This is a genomic window from Mesorhizobium sp. f-mel, from assembly GCF_053850215.1.
The window spans coordinates 137,929-156,701 of the sequence record NZ_JBSPTO010000002.1 but is presented as its reverse complement, the minus strand read 5'-3'; the positions used below and the strand labels follow the sequence as shown (position 1 = coordinate 156,701).

Genomic DNA, 18,773 nt, shown 5'->3' with positions numbered 1-18,773 from the left:
GCTCCCCGGTATGAGCGTCTTTATCAAGGACGAGCTTTAGAACGCCTTACCGCCTGTGAGTCGCCAAACGATCATGCTTTTCCGACTGCTCCGCTTCGTTCTGGTCCTGGCGATCGTTGCCTCGGCGCCGCTTTCGCTTGATGCGGCGGCGCAGGGGCTTGACCATGCTGCGTCCGGGGTGGTCGCCGACCAGCAGAAAATCCTGCAGGATCTGACGACGAGGACCGACAATCTCGAAAAGAAAATCCAGGAGGACGGTGCCGACGACGCCAGCCTTGTCGATATCCGCCTGCAGCTCGAGGAAATGTCGCGAGGTGCGCTGAACAGCGCGCTTGCCTTCCGCCCGCGACTTTCGGAGATCAACGCAAGGCTCGATCAGCTCGGGGTGCCGCCGGCCGCGGGCCAGCCGCCCGAACCCGACATCGTGACCAGCGAACGCCAGGCGCTGGCGTCCCAAAAGGCCGAGATCAATGCTGTCATCGCCACGGCGCAAAACCTGTCGATCCGCATCAGCGGCCTCATCGACAAGATCGCCAATATGCGCAGCGAGCTGTTTCGCAATCTGCTCACTAAGCGCTACGTGCTGTCCGACGCTCTGAGCCCTGAGGTCATTTCCGATGCCAACGGTGAATTTACCGGCTTCTACAAGGCGGTGTCGTCCTGGCTGACCTTCGCCTTCAAGTTCAAGTTCCAGGCCGTGCTGGCCGCGACCTTGACGGCGCTCTCCCTGGCGGCGGTGCTTTTTGTCGGTGGGCGGCGTCTGTTCGGACGTGTCTTCGAAGCAGACCCTTCCGTCGAGGATCCGTCCTATCTCAGCCGGCTGTCGGTGGCGTTCTGGTCGACATTGCTGCCGACGCTGGCGGTCGGCGTCTTTCTCGTCTCGACCGTGTTCTTTTTCAACTACTACAACGTGTTGCGCGGCGACATTGGCGTTTTCCTGAATGCGCTGGTCGCCGTCATCGCGGTGGTGTTCTGCGTCAACCGGCTGACCAATGCGGCGCTGGAACCGCGGCTGCCGAACTGGCGGCTCATACCCGTTGAAACGGGTCCGGCACGCTGGCTGGTGCGGCTGACGACCGCCATGGCGGTGGTGATCGGCGTCAACAATTTCCTGTCGGTCGTCAACGACAAGATGGGCTCGCCGCTGTCGCTGACCATCGCCAGAAGTTTTGTCGCCACCATCATCGTCGGCGTCATCCTGATCCTGATGGGGCTGCTGAAACCGTTCAAGGCACCCGACGGAAGCTGGCGCCCCTGGCCGGTGTGGCTGCGCTACACGGCTGTCGCGCTCGGCGTTTTCACCATCGCCACGGCGCTGCTCGGCTATATCGGCCTCGCCATCTTCGTCTCGCTGCAAGTCGTGGTCACCGGAACCATTCTGGTCACCGCCTATATCGGCTTTCTGTCGGCGCGGGCGATCAGCGAGGAAGGCGGCTTTGCCAACACGTCGATCGGGCGCTGGCTATCGACCAATTCCAGCTATGAGGAGTCCGCGCTCGACCAGCTCGGCCTGGTCGTCAGCGTCGCCATAAACCTGATGATCGTGCTGGTGTTCCTGCCGCTGATCCTGTTGACGTGGGGCTTCCAGCCCGGCGACATCCAGGCCTGGGGCTATAAGCTGGCGACGGGCCTCACCATCGGCTCGGTGACGATCTCGGTGACCGGCATCCTGACCGGCATCATTGTCTTCATTATCGGCTATTTCCTGACGCGCTGGTTCCAGGGCTGGCTCGACGGCTCGGTGATGGCGCGCGGCAAAGTCGACACCGGCGTGCGAAACTCAATCCGGCTGGCGGTCGGCTATGCCGGCGTGGCACTCGCAGCACTCGTCGGCGTCTCGGCGGCGGGCATCGATCTCTCCAATCTGGCGCTTGTCGCCGGCGCCCTGTCCCTCGGTATCGGCTTTGGCCTGCAGAATGTCGTCTCCAACTTCGTCTCCGGTCTGATCCTTTTGGCCGAGCGGCCGTTCAAGGTCGGCGACTGGATCGTCGCCGGTGACATCAGCGGTACGGTCAAGAAGATCAGTGTGCGCGCTACCGAGATCGAGACGTTCCAGCGGCAGTCGGTGATCCTGCCCAATTCCAACCTGATCAACAATGCCGTCGGCAACTGGACGCACCGCAACAAGCTCGGTCGCATCGACATCAAGGTCGGCGTCGCCTACGGCAGCGACGTCAAGCAGGTCCATGCTGTCCTTTTGGAGATTGCGCGCGGCCATCCGCTGGTGCTGAAGAATCCCGAACCCTTCGTGCTGTTCACCAATTTCGGGCCGGCCGCTCTCGAATTCGAAATCCGTGTGTTCCTGGCCGACGTCATGAATGGCAACATCGTACAGAACGACATCCGGTTTGCCGTCCTCGATGAGTTCGCGGATCAGCATATCGAAATTCCGTCGGCGCCGCGCGCAGTCGTCGAGACCAAAAAGCATGACGCATGGCCGATCGACGATGACCAGATCGAGGCTGAATTCGCCGAGAAGGAGCGCGCGGCGGCCGAAGCCGCGGCCGAGACGAAACGCCTGGCTAGATCCGGGCGCAAGACGCGCAAGCCGGATCCCGATTAGGGTAATATTGATATTCAGGTATCACCGGCTTTCGACACAGCGAAAGCAATTGCGGCATGAATGCGGCATTCAGTTGCCGTTCAGCTTACATCTCATATAAGCTCACATGCAAAGGGCGAGAATGCCTTGCGAAATGCAAACAGAGGCGGTGGAAACACCGATATTGCAAATGTGGAAGTCTCTCGTCGCCGCCATCGCTTTTCTTGCCGTGGGCGGTTCAGCCTTCGGCGCCAGCGCGACCAACAAGGACGCCGAGACCCGCACACTCGTCGTGACCGAAGGCGGTGGCAAGACGGAGCTGGCGCTGGCCGCCGGCGAAACCGCGGAATTCTGCCCGACCGGCTGTTTCGTTACCATGCCGAATGGCGACCTCGAGGCGCTGACCGGTTCGGAAACGATCGAAATCTCGGGCGGCGTCGCCCGTATCAAGTAGCCGCGTCAAAAAACGTTGACGATTTTTCGAAGGCCGGGCAATGCCCGGCCTTTTATGGTTTCGGGTCAGCGAAACTTAACGATGAAGGGCGAAATACCGTCACGCAAGCCAGGCCAGGCTGGGCGTTTTAACATTCGCTGCGCTGTTCCCCCGTTATATCGGGCCGAAGACGCCGAAGCACGGCGCGGATTTTGGAATGGTGCATGATCCTTTCCGAGAAATCGGTTTTCGGGATCATGGGCTTTTAGGCAGGGCAACGGAAAATGGACGCGCGGTCGGAAAGGAACGCAATTCCGCTTGCCGTCGATCTCGACGGCACGCTGATCGCGACGGACCTGTTGTGGGAAGGGCTGTTCATCCTTCTCAAGAAGAATCCGCTCTATCTTTTCCTCGTGCCGTTCTGGCTCGCCGGCGGGCCGGCGCGGTTGAAGCAGGCCATCGCTCAACGCATCGACATCGATCCTGCGTCGCTGCCTTTCCGCGAGGCGCTGCTTCAGCGCCTTCGCATTGAACATGGCGAGGGCCGCCAGATCGTGCTGGCGACCGGTACGCCGCGCAAATTGGCCGAGGCGATCGCCGCACATCTCGGGATATTCGATCGCGTCCTGGCGACCGACGGCCCCCACAACATGACCTCAGGCAGAAAGCGCGCCTCGCTTGTCGCCGCCTATGGCGATGGCGGCTTCGACTATGCCGGCAATAGCCGGCACGACCTTAGGGTATTCGACGCCGCGCGCGCGGCAATCGTCGTCGCGCCCGACCGCCATGCTGCGCGATGGCAGGCCGCCCACGGTGCCGAAATGATGCCGGCGCCGAAGCCGACGTTCAGAACCATCGTCAAGATGCTGCGCGTTCATCAGTGGCTGAAGAACTCGCTGATCGCGGTGCCGATGGTACTGTCGCACGAATACTTCAACGCCGACATGGTCTGGGAATGCCTGCTGGCCTTCGTATCGTTCAGCGCAGTCGCTTCCGCCATCTACATCCTCAACGATTTCTTTGATCTCGCGCTCGATCGCAAACACCTGACCAAGCGCAACCGGCCATTCGCCAGCGGCGCGCTGTCGATCCCGTTCGGCCTCGGTTCGATGATGGTGCTGCTTGCAATGGGCGTTGGTGCAGGGCTTCTGCTGCCTATCGAATTCCTCGGCGTGCTCGGCGGCTACATAGTCATCACCACCGCCTATTCGCTGTCGTTCAAGCGCATGCTCCTGATCGACGTGCTGACGTTGGCCGGACTCTACACGATCCGCGTTCTGGCGGGCGCCGCGGCGACCGGCGTCGACGTCTCGTTCTGGCTGCTGGCCTTCTCGATCTTCTTTTTCCTGTCGCTGGCGCTGGTGAAGCGTTTTGTCGAGCTGCGCACGACCGCGATTCCGGCCGGCGAACGCATTGCCGGCCGCGGCTACCGCACCGAAGACCAGGAGATCGTCGCCCAGGCGGGCATGGCCTCGGCCTTTTCCTCGGCGCTGGTGCTGGCACTCTATATGGACAGTGTTGCGGTGCGCGAACTCTATCCTCACCCGTGGCTGGTCTGGCCCCTGGCGCCGATCGTCCTGTACCTGACCATCCGCGTCTGGATTCTCGCCCGCCGCGACGAGATGCATGACGATCCGGTCGTCTTCATCATCCGCGACTGGCGCAGCCAGATCGTCGTGCTCATCGGCGCCGTGTTCCTGGTCGCCGGAGGCTGGTAGGCGTGGCGAAGCAGCGGTTCCAGAGCTTCGGTCTTGCCACGCCGCCGGCACTCGATGTGACCCCGGCGGACGACGCTGTTGCGCTGCTGAAGAGCGGCAAGGCGGCAAGAAATGCCTTGCTCGCCTACGGCAACGGCCGCTCCTACGGCGATTCCTGCCAGAACCAGGCCGGCATGGTCGTCGACATGCGGCCGCTGAACAGGATCCGCGCCTTCAATGCCGAGACAGGCGTGATCGAGGCCGAGGCCGGCGTGCTTCTGTCCGACATCATCGCCCATGCAGCGCCATACGGCTTCTTTCCGGCCGTCGTTCCAGGCACGCAGGTCGTCACGCTCGGCGGCGCCATCGCCAATGACGTTCACGGCAAGAACCATCACCGGCGCGGCACCTTCGGCTGCCACGTCGAATCGTTCACGCTGCTAAAATCGGATGGACGGCCCCATTACTGCTCGGCCACCGACAATGCACGCCTGTTTGCGGCGACGATCGGCGGCATGGGGCTGACCGGACTGATCCTGTCCGCATCGATCCGGCTGATGCGGGTGCCATCCCTCGATATCGTCGAGACGGCGACGCCGTTCCGCGACCTCGGCGAATTCTTCGAGCTTGCCGAAGCGGCCGACCAAGCCAACGAATACGTCGTCGCATGGATCGACCAGCTTGCCGGCGGCCACGGCCGTGGGCGCGGGCTGCTGTTTACCGGCAATCACGCCGAGCATGGCTCCCATGTGGCCTCTCGTGCCGGCGGCAACCTTTCGGTGCCGTTCCAGCCGCCGTTCAACGTGCTCAACCGGCCGTTCCTGACTGCCTTCAATGCCGCCTACCGGTGGAAGAAAGGCAGGTCTACCGCGCCGCGCCAGGTCGGCTACCAGGGTTTTTTCTTTCCGCTCGACGGCCTTGGCAACTGGAACCGGCTCTACGGACCGAACGGGCTTTTCCAGCACCAGAGCGTGGTGCCGGAAGACGTCGCGCGCCGAGCGGTGCCGGCGCTGCTTGCGGCGGCAAAACGGGCGGGGCAGGGCTCGTTCCTGACGGTCCTGAAGCGCTTCGGCTCGATCCGCTCGCCGGCACTGCTGTCGTTCCCGCGACCGGGTTTCACGCTGACGCTGGATTTTTCCAACCGTGGCCGGGGGACGCTGGCGCTGCTGAAGGAGCTCGACCACATCACGGTCGCGGCCGGTGGCGCGGTCAATCCCTACAAGGACGCCCGCATGGGCGCCGACACTTTCGCCGCATCCTTTCCGGAATGGCAACGCCTCGAAGCGATCCGCGATCCCGCCTTCATGTCGAGTTTCTGGGCGCGAACGGCGAAAAAACTCGAGGCTCGGCGCGAAACCGCTGAAGCGGCAGAATAGATAAAATTAGAACAGTTCGTGATTAACGGTCTATAAGACCAAGATTTGCTTAAAACATTTTGTGCTTCATGAAGCGTTTGCAGGTTTGTAATAGAACGGCTGAAGGGCTGGCGGAAGAAACATGAAATACATCGTCTTCATTCTGTTCACGGTCATGACCAACGCCGCTGCGCAGCTCATGCTGAAGCAGGGCATGATGTCACTCGGTACGATCTCCTTCGAGAGCACCAATCCGTTGCTGAAGCTGTTGCAGATTGTCTTCAGCCCGTGGGTTTTCTTCGGCCTGTGCACCTTCGTCATCTCGATGGCTTCGCACCTCTATGTGCTGTCCAAGGTCGAGCTCAGCTTCGCCTATCCGTTCCTCAGCCTCGCCTATGTCGCCGTTGCTATCTTCGCCTATTTCATCTTCCGCGAAGACCTCAATGCCTGGCGCATCGCCGGCATCGCCTTCATCTGCGTCGGCACGGTGCTGATCGCCCAAAGTGGCCGGGACTTGGGCGATCGAGAGCACGAGGACGAGACGGCTGGCCTTTCCCTCGACAAGATTCACACCAGCGGGATTGTTCGATGAGACATGTGATCTTTGGCGGCGACGGTTTCGTCGGCCGCCACCTTGCCCCGAAACTTCTGGCCGACGGCGAGGAGGTGGTCGTCGCCGACATCGCCAAGAGCGACCTGCCGCATTACCGTTCGGTCCGATATGTCAGGTGCGACGTCACCGATCCGGCCTCGGTCGCTTCGGTCGGGCTGAAGGCCGACGACATGGTCTATAATCTTTCGGCGAAAATGCTGTCGCCGATCCAGGTGCGCGCCAAGCGCCACCAGTTCTTCTTCCCGGTGAACTTCCACGGCACCGAGCACATCATAAAGGCGATGGACAGAGCCGGCGCGCCCAAGCTCGTCCATTACACGACTGACATGATCTACGGCCATACGATCACGCAGCCGATGACCGAGGAACATCCGGTCGCGCCGCTCGGCGAATATGGCTGGTCGAAACAGAAGACCGAGGAGCTGGCCGCCGAATGGCGCAAGCGCGGCATGTCGATCTCGCTGTTTCGGCCGCGCCTGATCATCGGTCCCGGCCGCCTCGGCATCCTCGAAAAACTGTTCAAGCTGATCGATTGGAATCTTCCGGTGCCTATGATCGGCTCGGGCAAGAACCCGTATCAGTTCATCTCGGTGTTCGACTGCGCCGAGGCAGCGCGCGCCGCCTGGAGAGCCGGCGTGCCTGATGAAGCCTATAATCTCGGTTCGCTCAACCCGCCGCCGGTCAGGAAACTGCTCGGCGATCTGATCAGGCATGCCGGGTCGAAGTCGATCCTGATCCCGACACCGGGCTGGGCAGTCAAGCGCACGCTCGACCTGCTCGATCTCTTGAACATGCCGATCATGGATCCGGAGCAGTATCTGATCGCCGACGAGGACTGCGTGCTCGACGTGTCCAAGGCCGAACGCCAACTCGGCTGGGTGCCGCAATATCGTGACGAGGACATGCTGATCGCCGCCTACAGCGAATATCGCGCCAAGAAAGACGGCCATGCCGTCGCCGCCAGACATGTGCCCGCCGAGTGATGGGCCAGCAGGAGACTCTTGAGATGACCGTCATGACCAAGCCAGACAACCACACGACTGCGCGCGCCACGGTCAGCGCGCCGGCGCTTTCGCCCGCCACCACCGCCAAGCCCGATTTGATCAGCGTCGAGCAGGCCAAGGCGATGGACGTCGCGCGCATGACCGACCTGTTCAAGGCGCATCTCAATCCCGGCCAGCTGCATTTCATGAAGCTGCTCGGCTTCCACAAGATCAAGATCGAGCGCGCCGAAGGCATGTTCTACATCGATCAGAACGGCCGCAGGATCCTGGATTTCTTCGGCGGCTTCGGTTCGCTGGCCTTCGGCCACAACCATCCGCGCCTTCTCGAAGCGCGCAAGAAATTCCAGGAGGAGAAGCGGCAAGAGATCGCCATCGCCTTCATGTCGCAATATGCGGCCGCCCTGGCGCACAATCTCGCCAAATGCTCGCCCGGCGATCTCGACATGGTGTTTTTGGGCTCGTCCGGCTCGGAAGCCATGGAGGCGGCCGTGAAGCTCGCCGAACGCGCCGCGGGCCCGAAGCGGCCGAGGGTCGTCTATGCCGAGAATTCCTTCCACGGCAAGACCAAAGGCGTGCTGGCGATCACCGACGGCTCGCTTTACCGCGCCGACTTCAAGGTGGCCGACAATGTCGTGCGCATCCCTTTCGCCGACATCGAAGCGGTCGAGCGCACCTTCCGCTCGGACCCGGAGATCGGCGTCATCGTGCTGGAAACCATCCAGGGTGGTGGCGGCATTATCCAGGCGCCTGCCGAATACTGGCAGAAGCTGCGTGCGTTATGCGACCAGTACGGTGTGCTGTGGGTCGCCGATGAAGTGCAGTGCGGCTATGGCCGCTCCGGCCGTTTCTATGCCTTCGAGCATTACGGCGTTGTTCCTGATGTGACGGCGCTGGCAAAATCGCTCGGCGGCGGCAAGGCGGCGGTCGGCGCGATGATTGCCAGGCGCGAGGTCTACATGAAGGCCTATGGCACGCCGAAGACGGCGATGATCCACGCCATGGCTACCTTCGGCGGCATGGGTGAGGCCTGCGTCACCTCGATCGAGGCGCTCAACGTGCTTTACGACGAGGGGCTCATCGACAACGCCGCTGTGACCGGCGACTACCTGCTGCAACGCCTTCAGGCGTTGAGGGAAAAATACCCGAAGATCATCAAGGAGGTCCGCGGCAAGGGCCTGATGGTCGGGCTGGAATTCCACGATTTTTCGCAGACCCTGCCGATGGTGCTGCGGCCGGTGGTCAGCGTGCTCGACGAGAAGCTGAAGGGATCCTTGTCCGGCTTCGTCGGAGCGCTGTTGCTGCGCGACTACGACGTGCTCGTCGCCTTCACCGAATACAACCGCAATGTCATCCGTCTCGAACCGCCGTTGATCTGCCAGCGCGAACATGTCGACCGCTTTGTCGAGGCGCTCGACAGCCTGTTGTCGCGCGGCATCGTGTCGATCGTGAAGGATTTCGTCAAAAGCCAGGTCCGCTAGCCAGGTCCGCCGAGCGAAACCATGCTGACCAAATCTCCCGTTTCGACAAACCTGCTCGACCGGGTCACCGAGGCCGGTCTGGCATGGGGCGAGGGCACCTATGCGCGTCTTGCCGCACCGGTCGGGGCGGCGGCCTTCGCGCTTTACATCGTGTTGATCGCCGTGACGACATGGTTCATCCCCGACGCCAATTGGGACATGCTGCCCTACCTCGCGATCGCCGAGGAGGGCAGCTATCCCGATGTGCAGGCGCTGCACGGCTATGCTTATGGCACGGTCAAGGCCGGTGTGTCGGCTGGCGAGTACAAGACACTGACGGACGACCGCGGCGGCTTCCGCAGTCATATGGCCGGGAATGCCACCGACTTCCATTCGCTGCTCGGCATGTACCGGATCAAGTTGCTTTACGCCGAGATCCTTTCGACGATGAGTTCTGTGATGTCGCCGGTCGAGGCGATGCGTGTGATCTCAGTATTGTCGGTGCTGCTGTTCGGTGCGATCGCGCTGCTCTGGCTGCGGTCCGAAGGCGCGCTGGCGCTGGCGCCGGTCGCCGGCGCGGTGCTGATCATGGCCGAATTCGGCGACGCGGCGCGGGCAAATACACCTGATTTGCTATGCTCCGCCCTGTTCCTCGGCGGGCTTTTTGCGTATGTGCGCGGTCGCGAAGTGGCCACCGCGATCCTGCTTTTCCTCGCTTTCATGGCGCGGCCCGACAACATCGTCTTTCTTGCGATCTTCGCCGCATTGCTGGTCGCCTTCCGGCAGAAGGGGTGGGGCGCTCTGACCGGATTTGCCGCCTCGCTGGTCGCCTATTTCGCCATCTCGCATTGGGCGCAGCATCCCGGCTGGTGGCCGCATCTGTGGTTCTCCAGCGTCGAGCAGCACTACAACATGGACGGTTTCGATCCACCCTTCTCGGCTGTCGTCTATCTCCGGGCTCTTGCCGCCTCCCTGGTCCGCGCCGTCAGCCTGAACAGCTGGGTCGGCGTCTCGGTGCTGGCGCTGGCGGGGTGGTATGCGACCAGCCGCGCCGGCTTCAAGCTCCACCGCCGTGCCGGTATCCTGTTTGCGGCGCTGGTGCTCGGCGCGCTGGCCAAGTTCACCGTCTTCCCCATCCACGACACCCGCATCTACTTTCCCTATCTGATCCCGCCGTTCCTGCTGCTCGCCGGCCCCTTCATGGCGCTGTGGGCGAGCATCGAAGGGCGTCGCGCCCCAGTGTTGCACGTCGTTTCGGGAGATGAACCATGAGGTCCGTCTTCAGCCTGGCGCGCATCATTTTCCCCTGAAGCAGCTGATCTCAACTGCAGTGCCCCGCGTCTTTTTGGGCGCGAAAAGGACGCTGTGGAATTTTTCCGCGCATGATCCAGGCGAAAATCGATTCCGATTTTTCGGGGGCATGCGCCGGGGTCGCGCCGCACCTGTGGCGTGTCGCAAACAGGCGGTAGCGCAATGGCCGTCGTCTGCATATTGTGCGCCGGTCAGCGGGCGCCGGCGCCCGCAACAGCACTTTTGGAGTCGCGGGCATGGCATGGTTTCCGGAAAAGGCGAAGGTCGTCATCGTCGGGCTGGGCGGCATTGTCGGCGCATCGGTCGCCCATCACCTGATCGAGCGCGGATGGGACGACATCGTGGGCATCGACAAATCAGGCATCCCGACCGACATCGGCTCGACGGCGCACGCCTCCGACTTCTGCTACACGACCAGCCATGACTTCCTGTCCTGCTGGACGACGCTCTATTCCATCGATTTCTATGAGAAGATGGGCCATTACGCCCGCATCGGCGGCCTTGAGGTCGCTCGCGTCGGCGACGACGATCGCATGGAGGAGATCAAGCGCAAGATCGCCTCGGCAAAGGCCTTCGGCACGCGTGCCCGCCTGATCGATCCGGCCGAGATCAAGCAGAAATTCCCGCTGATCGAAGAAGAGAATGTGCAGGGCGGCCTGTTGGATCCCGATGCCGGTCTCGTCATCCCGCGCTCGCAAACGGTCGCCGGCAAGCTGGTCGATCAGGCGGAAGCCTCCGGCAAGCTCAAATCCTTCGCTAACACGCCGGCCAAGTCGCTCGTCGTCGAGAACGGGCGTATCAAGGGCGTGGTGACCGACCGTGGCACAATCGAGGCCGACTACGTGATTGTGTGCGCGGGTATTTGGGGCCGGTTGATCGCGGAAATGGTGGGCGAGGACCTGCCGGTGATGCCGATCGACCATCCGCTTACCTTCTTCGGGCCCTACACCGAATTCGCCGGCACCGGCAAGGAGATCGGCTGGCCGCTGCTGCGCGACCAGGGCAACTCGGCCTATATGCGCGACACCGGCGACCCCAAGACGGCCGAAGGCGGGCAGATCGAATGGGGCTATTACGAGGAGACCAATCCGCGCCTTTGCCATCCGCGCGACCTTCTGGAGAAACACCAGGCCCGTCTTTCGCCCTCGCAACGCGACCTCGACATGGAACAGATCCTGGCACCGCTGGAGCGCGCCATGGAACTGACGCCGATCCTGGGCGAACTGGGTTATAATGAGAGCCATTCCTTCAACGGGCTTCTGCAGGTGACGTCAGACGGCGGCCCCTCTATGGGCGAGAGCCAGAAGGTGCGGGGCCTCTGGTATGCCGTCGCAATATGGGTCAAGGACGGCCCCGGCATGGGCAAGCTTATCGCCGACTGGATGACGGACGGCCGGACGTCGATCGACCACCACGCCATCGACTATTCGCGCTTCTATCCGCACCAGACGCAAGAGCAGTTCATCTGGGACCGCTGCACCGAAACGGCGATGAAGGTCTACAATCCCGCCGTCCATCCGCGCGAGCCCTTCTCCAAGGCTCGCAACGTGCGCCGCTCGCCTTTCTGGGAGCGCGAGAAGGAACTCGGCGGCTATTTCATGGAGCTCGGCGGCTGGGAGCGCGCCCATGGCTATGCCGCCAACGAGCACCTGCTCGAGAAATATGGCAACCGGGTGCCGGTGCGCGAAAACGAGTGGGACAACCGCCATTTCTGGCGCGTCTCCAATGCCGAGCATCTCGCCATGAGCGAGGATTGCGGCATCGTAAATCTATCGCATTTCGCGATGTACGACGTGGAAGGGCCGGATCATGTCGCGCTGATGGAATGGCTGTGCGCGGCCAAGATCGGCGGCGACGGCAATATCGGCAAAGGCATCTACACGCATTTCCTCGACGATGAAGGCATGGTGCGCGCCGACCTGACCGTCATCCGCATGGCCGACCGGTGCCGCGTCATCGACGGTGCCGATGCCGGCCCGCGGGACTTCCACTACATGCGGCGGACGGCAGAAGACAAAGGGTTCGACGTCACCGTAACCGATGTGACCGAGAACTACGTGACCGTCGGCATCTGGGGTCCGAACGCGCGCTCGACCTTGCAGAAGGTCGTCGAGGACCCGGACGGGCTGACGCCGGAGAACTTTGCCTTTGCGGCGATCAAGCCCGTCAGGATCGCCGGCAAGGACGTGACCGCTTTCCGCATCTCCTATGTCGCCGAGCAGGGCTGGGAACTGCACATGCGATATGAAGACGGGCTGGCCGTATGGGACGCGTTGCGTTCGACCGGCGTGATGGCTTTTGGCGTCGAGACCTATGCCAACAGCCGCCGCATGGAGAAGAGCCTGCGCCTGCAGAACGCGGATCTTTTGACCGAGTACAATCTGCTGGAGGCCGATCTTGCCCGTCCAAAGGTCAAGGAGGCTGATTTCAGCGGCAAGGCAAAGCATCTGGAGTATCGCGCCCGCGCGCACCAGCCGGCGATGCTTTGCACGCTGGTCATGACGGATAATGTCGATTCCAGGGGCGTTGCGCGCTATCCGGTCGGCACGATGCCGGTGATGGACCCGGAAACGGGTGAGACGCTGGTCGACGAACTCGGCCGCCGATCTTTCACGACCTCGATCGCCTATGGCCCGACCGTCGGCAAGAACATTGCGCTCGCCTACCTGCCTTGGGCGTATTGCCAGGAGGGCCGCAAGCTGAACGTCGAATATTTCGGCGAGACATACCCGGTCGAAGTGGCCGCCGTCGGTTACAGACCGCTCTACGATCCGGAGAACCTCAATCCACGCAGCTGAGCGTTGGTTGATCCTCCCGCTATGGAAGGTGAAGGCGGACTCGCAAAAATGTGAACGCAAAGACTTAGCCCAGCGCCGGGCTTTTCGCTTTGTGACACGACGATTCTCGCTTACCTTGCGGCATGTCTGCTTTTTCTCGTGCAGGACATCTCCTTTCGGGCGCCGCAGCGCTGGCGCTGATGCTGGGGCTGGCGCTGGAATCCCGCGCCGCCGAACCCGTCGATATCGAACTGGTGCTGGCGGTTGACGTTTCGCTGTCGATGTCACCGGCGGAGCTCGAAATCCAGCGTCGCGGCTATGTCGCGGCGCTGACGCACGACACGGTACTGCAGGCGATAGCCGATGGCGCCTATGGCAAGATTGCCGTCACCTATGTCGAATGGGCCGGCACGACCTGGCAGCACGTCATCGTGCCGTGGACGGTGATCGCCAATCGTGCCGACGCCGAGCGGGTGGTCGAACAGCTCGCCGCCCATGCGCCCAACAGCGCACGGCGCACCTCGATTTCCGGTGCCTTGCAATTCGGCAGCGATCTCTTCGCCGAAAGCGGCTTTCAGGGCGTCAAGCGCGTCATCGACATTTCAGGCGATGGCCCCAACAATCAAGGTGCTCCCGTCGACATCATCCGTGACGAGCTGGTCAAGCAAGGTATCACCATCAACGGCCTGCCGCTGATGACCCGGAGCGGCTTCACCAGTGTCTACGACGTCAACTATCTCGACCGCTACTACACCGACTGCGTCATCGGTGGGCCCGGCGCGTTCATGATCCCGGTCAATGAATGGACGCAGTTTCCCGAGGCGATCCGCCGCAAGCTGGTGCTCGAGCTAGCCGGGCCTGCCTCACCGCAATGGGCAGCGGACAAAGCGGCGCATCCGCCGGTGGTGCTGGCGCAAGACAAGCCGGCCACCGACTGTCAGGTCGGCGAGAAAATGTGGCGCGACCGAAGCTGGATGTTCGACAGCCGCTAGAGCACTGGACGTTCTAGACTTGGCGAGCACTCCTCTCCGGGAGGCAATGGCGCCTACACCATCCAGGTGTTGCCTTTTTTACGCGACCAGCAACTGCTTGCGATCGACGCGCTCCTGCTGCGGCGAGCGCGCATAGAGCTCGCGGTAGCATTTGGAGAAATGCGAGGCGGAGACGAACCCGCAAGCGACCGCCACTTCGACCACCGGCATCGATGATTGGATCAGCAAGTGCCGGGCCCGGTCGAGGCGGATTTCCAGATAGTAGCGGGCAGGGGATCGTCCCATTTCGGTGCGGAACAGGCGCTCGATCTGGCGGCGCGACAAGTCGACATGATCGGCAATCTCGATCAGCGACAGCGGCTCGGACAGGTTTGCTTCCATCAATTCGATGATGGTCAGCACTTTGGAATTCTGCACGCCAAGGCGCGCACGCAGCGGCAGGCGCTGGCGATCGGTCGGGCTGCGTACGCGGTCGGTCAAAACCTGCTCGCAGACCCGGTTGACGAGGTTGTCGTCGAAATCGTCGCCGATCAGCTTCAGCATCATGTCGAGCGCCGCGGTGCCGCCGGCGCAGGTGTAGATGTTCTGGTCAATCTCGAAGAGGTCGGCAAAGACATTGGCCTTCGGGAACGCCTCGGAAAAACCCGGCAGGTTCTCCCAATGAATGGCGCAGCGCTTGTTGGACAACAGGCCGGCGGCGGCCAGTATATGTGCGCCAGTACACAAGCCGCCGATGGCGACGCCGCGGTTGTATTCCTCGCGCAGCCAGGCGAAGGCCGATCTGTTCTGGTAGCGCTCGACATTGATGCCGCTGCAAACGACCGCCATGTTCGGCCGTTCGGGGCCGGACATCTTCTTGCGTTCGTCCTCCAGCGAGGTGTTGACGGCGCATTCGACGCCGTTCGAGGCGCGTACCGGCTTGCCGTCGATGCTGGCGAGCCGCCAACGATAGGCCTCGTAGCCGAGCATCCGGTTGGCCGAGCGCAACGGATCGAGCGCCGTTGCAAAGGCGATCATGGTGAAATCGGGGACCAGGAAGAATACAAACGACCGCCTGATCGGATGATTTACGACGTTCACAGGGTAACCCTCACGCTGCAATGGCGCGAACAGGATGTCGCGATCAGCATAGCGACATCAGGAAAAACCTTTCCTGTCAATTGGCTAGGCGGCGAAAGACAGACTTTATTTGCGACATGGGTCGCAAATGGGCAATCGTTATGCGTTGACGGTCCCAACATGCCGCCGGTTTGAGCAGATATGCGGCATGTGGTCGGCACATACAAAACACGCCGCCTCGGCAGAACCGAAGCGGCGCTGTGATCAACTTCGAAGCAGCAGCAGATAGCCGCTTGCGAGCTTGTCAGATCAGGCGACGAAGCCGAGGCGTGCGGCGGCCACGGCGCCGGTCTGGCCGGGCATGGTGTTGGCAAGGCGCTGGCGCTCGAGCGCGGTCGTCAGGTTCATTTCACGGCGAGAAAAAAGGCGGGCAAAAAGCTTCATCATCATCTCCATTCGGTTGCTCAGACGGGTCGCCTTCGCTTGATGGAGTGGGGCAGCTCGTTGGCTGGCGCTGATATAGGCTTACGTGAGGGGAAACTAAATCGCAAAAGCGAAGCACTTGATACGGAATGCGACAACTTTGAGCATTCCGCCCAATATTTATGATCACTTACAAGGCGTTAGTTCGAAATGTGAGCTGCTATGCAGCCCGCTCATATGCGCCATGCAGCGGCGACATGGCTTCAAAAAACATTTGACTGCAAACAAAAAGGCCTGCCGGGCATGATCTGCGCGACAGGCCGTCAGCTTTGAATACACACGATCTATTTTGCTCCGCCAGCCCAGGATCCAACGCCATAGCGAGTGCCGGTCTTGGTGTCGGCGGCTTCAGGCCAGCCGATATCCTTCTGCAGTTCGATCGGCAGAGAGCGGATGGCGCGTTCAGTCTGATAGCGGGCGCGAGCCGCGCTGAATTCGGTCGCGATGCGGCCGATGGATGACAGGATGGACATTTTCATTCTCCTTTTGCATTGGGTCGGGAGCTTGCCGATTGCTCGGCATACGAAGCGCTAAACCCGGTTTGTTTCAGCTTCATTTCGTGTCGATTGCAGATCGATGTCGTGGGCGTTCAAGGCCACTTTCGATACACCTGCCTTCGATGGAGTTGACTATCCCACCAAAGTGATGTTCAATCAAACGAAATGGAATGATAGTTTGCATCAGAAAAATTGAAGGCCGCTTCCCATGAACGCCCCACTCAATCACCCGTTGCCGCTGCTTGATCTCGACGTCCTGCGCACCTTCGTAGCAATCGCCGAGACCGGCAGTTTCACGACTGCGGCCAATGCCGTCTTCCGCACGCCTTCGGCCGTCTCCATGCAGATCAAGAAACTTGAGGACATTCTCGGCCGCTCCGTGTTTGCGCGCGACGCGCGCTCGGTGACGCTGACCACGGATGGCGAGATGCTGCTCGGCTACGCCCGCCGGCTGTTGTCGATCAACCGCGAGGTGGTGTCGAAATTCATCATCCCCGACATTGTCGGGGTGGTGCGGCTCGGCTCGCCGGACGATTATGGCGAGCGCGTGCTGCCACATGTCTTGAAGCGTTTTGCGCAGTCGCATCCCTCTATCGCAGTCGATGTCACCATCGACCAGAGCAGCAATCTGCGCCGGCGCATGGACGACCGGGCGCTCGACATCACGCTGCTCACCAATTCCTATAAGACCAGCGCGCTCGGCGCCGAAGTGCTGCTCACCGAACCGATCGTCTGGGCCGGCGCCAAGGGCGGCTGCGCGCATCTGCGCGAACCGCTGCCGGTGTCATTGTGGGAAGAGGGCTGTGCTTGGCGGGCCGGGGCGCTCGAAGCGCTCGGCCGCGAAGGCCGCAACTATCGCGTGGCCTATATGAGCGCGCATACGGCCGGCCAGCGCGCTGCAATCATGTCCGACCTCGCGGTAGCGCCGCTGCCGAAATCGTTCCTCGGCAGCGACATGGTCGAGCTTTGCCCGAAGGACGGCATGCCCGATATCGGCACCTACAATCTGGCCATGGTCGTGGCGCCGGACGCCAGCGCGCCGGTGAAGGCGGTCGCCGACCACATCCGTGCGACCTTCGAAGTGTTCAGGGAAACCGGGAAATTTTGATTCAGGACCTCAACGGCGTAGCCAGGTTGTGAGCGGTGACGCCGCGATCTGTCTTTTGCAGTGACAATTTGTCGGCTTTGGCGTGATAGCTCTCGGTTTCGCTGGTCAAAAACGCCACGATGCTATCGCGCGCACGCCGCGCCTCGGGCATGTCGATGAGCGGCCATGCATGGAACATGCCTTGCTCGAGAACAACCTCAATTTCGACACCGGCGGCACGGGCCTTTTGCGCGAAGATCAGGTTGTCTGGGGTCAGCATGTCGCGCGAACCGGTCAGAAGCAGCGTTTTCGGCAACACCGAGAGGTCACCGTAAAGCGGGCTGATGCGCCAGTCGCTGGGATTTATGCCGGCACTGTAGAGCCGGACCGCCTCCAGCCCGCCCGGAATTCCCAGCCACGGATCGTAGCGTTCCGCCTCGAACACTTCGGGGTTGGCGAGCGACACGTCGAGGCCGGGCGAGATCAGCACATGGCGTGACGGCAAGGGCAGGGCGTCTTCCGCGGCCATCATGGTCAGCACCACGGCCATGTTGCCGCCGGCGGAATCGCCCATAAAGACGATGTCCTGCGCTTCCGTCTCATCGAGCATCTGCCGGTAGACCTTGCCGACCATGCCGAACATGGAGTGGAAATCGTGTTCGGGAGCAATCGGGTAGATCGGCACGGTGATGCCGAAGCCCAACCGACGGGCCATATCGCCGATCAACCGCCAATGATACGGCGTGATTTCAAAGACGTAGGCGCCGCCATGCAAGTAGAGGATACGCTTCCGCTCGCCAGCCTTTGGCGCGATTTCATAGACGGGAAAGCCGTCCACGCTGCGCGTCGTGATGTCGAAACGTGATCGGAGCAAGGCAGGCGGCTGATGGTTCTCCGTCTTGCGCGCATAGGCAATCCAGCGCTGCAGGTTTTCCGGACTGGAAAAGGCTTTCTTGCGGCTATACCTGAGGACAAAGGAAACGACGTGGCTTTTGAGGCTGGGCATGCGGACACACGGACTTCGGTTGAGCCGACTAAGAGAACCCCCGCTATCGAAGATCGTGCCTTCGCCCAGAATGTCAAGATTTGCGCTGAGGCAACACGGCGGTGTGATCTGGCTGGTAATCAAGGCCAGCAGCTAGTCATGGCTCGCTGCAATGCTCAGCGCCGGTGCAGCAGTGCGGCGCGCAACCGAGGGTCGCTTGCCGCCGGAGCCGTATGACGGCTCCGGCGCTTGGCCAGCAGCTTGCATTTGTCGGCGAACGTCATCAGCGCGCCGAACCCAGAAGCAGGGCCGAGAAGGTGACCTGCGGGTCTTCGCGCGGCGACACTGGCCAGCCGATGTCCCTCTGAATTTCGGGCGGTAGGCTGTTCAGGGCCCGGACGGACTTGTTCCTGTTGTGCGCATGCTTGATGGCCGTACCAAAGCGGCCGAGGCTTTCGAACATCGACATCTTCATCTCCCT

At 61.7% G+C, this 18,773-nt stretch carries 16 protein-coding genes; 11 read left to right on the top strand and 5 right to left on the bottom strand.

Features of this window, described 5'->3' with window-relative positions; genetic code table 11:
* The first annotated feature begins 73 nt into the window (after nt 1-73).
* The 10 genes from ACWUKX_RS04795 to ACWUKX_RS04750 all read left to right on the top strand — a co-directional run bounded on the left by ACWUKX_RS04795 (nt 74) and on the right by ACWUKX_RS04750 (nt 14,181).
* Nucleotides 74-2,563 carry a mechanosensitive ion channel domain-containing protein gene (locus ACWUKX_RS04795; protein ID WP_456004395.1) on the top strand — a complete coding sequence of 830 codons (2,490 nt, stop codon included), beginning with the start codon at nt 74-76 and terminating at the stop codon, nt 2,561-2,563.
* A 169-nt stretch (nt 2,564-2,732) separates the two neighbouring features.
* Nucleotides 2,733-2,996, top strand: a complete 264-nt coding sequence (locus tag ACWUKX_RS04790; RefSeq protein ID WP_029351968.1) for a hypothetical protein — start codon at nt 2,733-2,735, stop codon at nt 2,994-2,996.
* Nucleotides 2,997-3,259: 263 nt separating this feature from the next.
* Complete coding sequence (locus ACWUKX_RS04785; protein WP_456004392.1) at nt 3,260-4,693, top strand: UbiA family prenyltransferase; 1,434 nt, start codon at nt 3,260-3,262, stop codon at nt 4,691-4,693.
* Nucleotides 4,694-4,695: 2 nt separating this feature from the next.
* A complete protein-coding gene (locus ACWUKX_RS04780) occupies nt 4,696-6,048 on the top strand; it encodes an FAD-binding oxidoreductase (RefSeq protein ID WP_456004389.1) in 1,353 nt (450 codons plus the stop codon).
* A gap of 121 nt (nt 6,049-6,169) precedes the next feature.
* The gene (locus tag ACWUKX_RS04775) at nt 6,170-6,619 is read left to right on the top strand and encodes an EamA family transporter (protein ID WP_456004387.1); all 450 of its coding nucleotides are present in this window, start codon (nt 6,170-6,172) and stop codon (nt 6,617-6,619) included.
* Nucleotides 6,616-7,623, top strand: coding sequence for an NAD-dependent epimerase/dehydratase family protein (locus ACWUKX_RS04770; protein ID WP_287091619.1), 1,008 nt, complete (start codon nt 6,616-6,618; stop codon nt 7,621-7,623). The genes ACWUKX_RS04775 and ACWUKX_RS04770 overlap by 4 nt, the downstream gene beginning before the upstream one ends.
* A 23-nt stretch (nt 7,624-7,646) precedes the next feature.
* A complete protein-coding gene (locus tag ACWUKX_RS04765) occupies nt 7,647-9,122 on the top strand; it encodes an aspartate aminotransferase family protein (protein WP_456004385.1) in 1,476 nt (491 codons plus the stop codon).
* A 21-nt stretch (nt 9,123-9,143) separates the two neighbouring features.
* A complete protein-coding gene (locus ACWUKX_RS04760) occupies nt 9,144-10,373 on the top strand; it encodes a hypothetical protein (protein ID WP_456004382.1) in 1,230 nt (409 codons plus the stop codon).
* Nucleotides 10,374-10,648: 275 nt separating this feature from the next.
* Entirely contained in the window at nt 10,649-13,210 is a 2,562-nt protein-coding gene (locus ACWUKX_RS04755; RefSeq protein ID WP_456004379.1) for a GcvT family protein, read from the top strand.
* 122 nt (nt 13,211-13,332) lie between these two features.
* Entirely contained in the window at nt 13,333-14,181 is an 849-nt protein-coding gene (locus ACWUKX_RS04750) for a DUF1194 domain-containing protein (RefSeq protein WP_456004376.1), read from the top strand.
* Between the two features lie 78 nt (nt 14,182-14,259).
* On the opposite strand, the gene ACWUKX_RS04745 is transcribed toward ACWUKX_RS04750, so the two are convergent.
* From ACWUKX_RS04745 to ACWUKX_RS04735, 3 genes are all read right to left on the bottom strand, one after another.
* Nucleotides 14,260-15,261 (bottom strand): GlxA family transcriptional regulator, encoded by a 1,002-nt coding sequence (locus ACWUKX_RS04745; protein ID WP_029351952.1) that lies wholly within the window; start codon nt 15,259-15,261, stop codon nt 14,260-14,262.
* A gap of 288 nt (nt 15,262-15,549) precedes the next feature.
* A complete protein-coding gene (locus ACWUKX_RS04740) occupies nt 15,550-15,696 on the bottom strand; it encodes a hypothetical protein (RefSeq protein WP_163602974.1) in 147 nt (48 codons plus the stop codon).
* Between the two features lie 311 nt (nt 15,697-16,007).
* A complete protein-coding gene (locus ACWUKX_RS04735; RefSeq protein ID WP_029351950.1) occupies nt 16,008-16,196 on the bottom strand; it encodes a hypothetical protein in 189 nt (62 codons plus the stop codon).
* Nucleotides 16,197-16,428: 232 nt separating this feature from the next.
* Here ACWUKX_RS04735 and ACWUKX_RS04730 point away from each other — a divergent pair, with 232 nt between their 5' ends.
* Entirely contained in the window at nt 16,429-17,328 is a 900-nt protein-coding gene (locus tag ACWUKX_RS04730) for a LysR substrate-binding domain-containing protein (RefSeq protein WP_029351948.1), read from the top strand.
* A gap of 1 nt (nt 17,329) precedes the next feature.
* On the opposite strand, the gene ACWUKX_RS04725 is transcribed toward ACWUKX_RS04730, so the two are convergent.
* Nucleotides 17,330-18,313, bottom strand: coding sequence for an alpha/beta hydrolase fold domain-containing protein (locus tag ACWUKX_RS04725; protein WP_095521906.1), 984 nt, complete (start codon nt 18,311-18,313; stop codon nt 17,330-17,332).
* Nucleotides 18,314-18,575: 262 nt separating this feature from the next.
* Nucleotides 18,576-18,761, bottom strand: a complete 186-nt coding sequence (locus ACWUKX_RS04720) for a hypothetical protein (protein ID WP_029351944.1) — start codon at nt 18,759-18,761, stop codon at nt 18,576-18,578.
* Between the last annotated feature and the right edge of the window lie 12 nt (nt 18,762-18,773).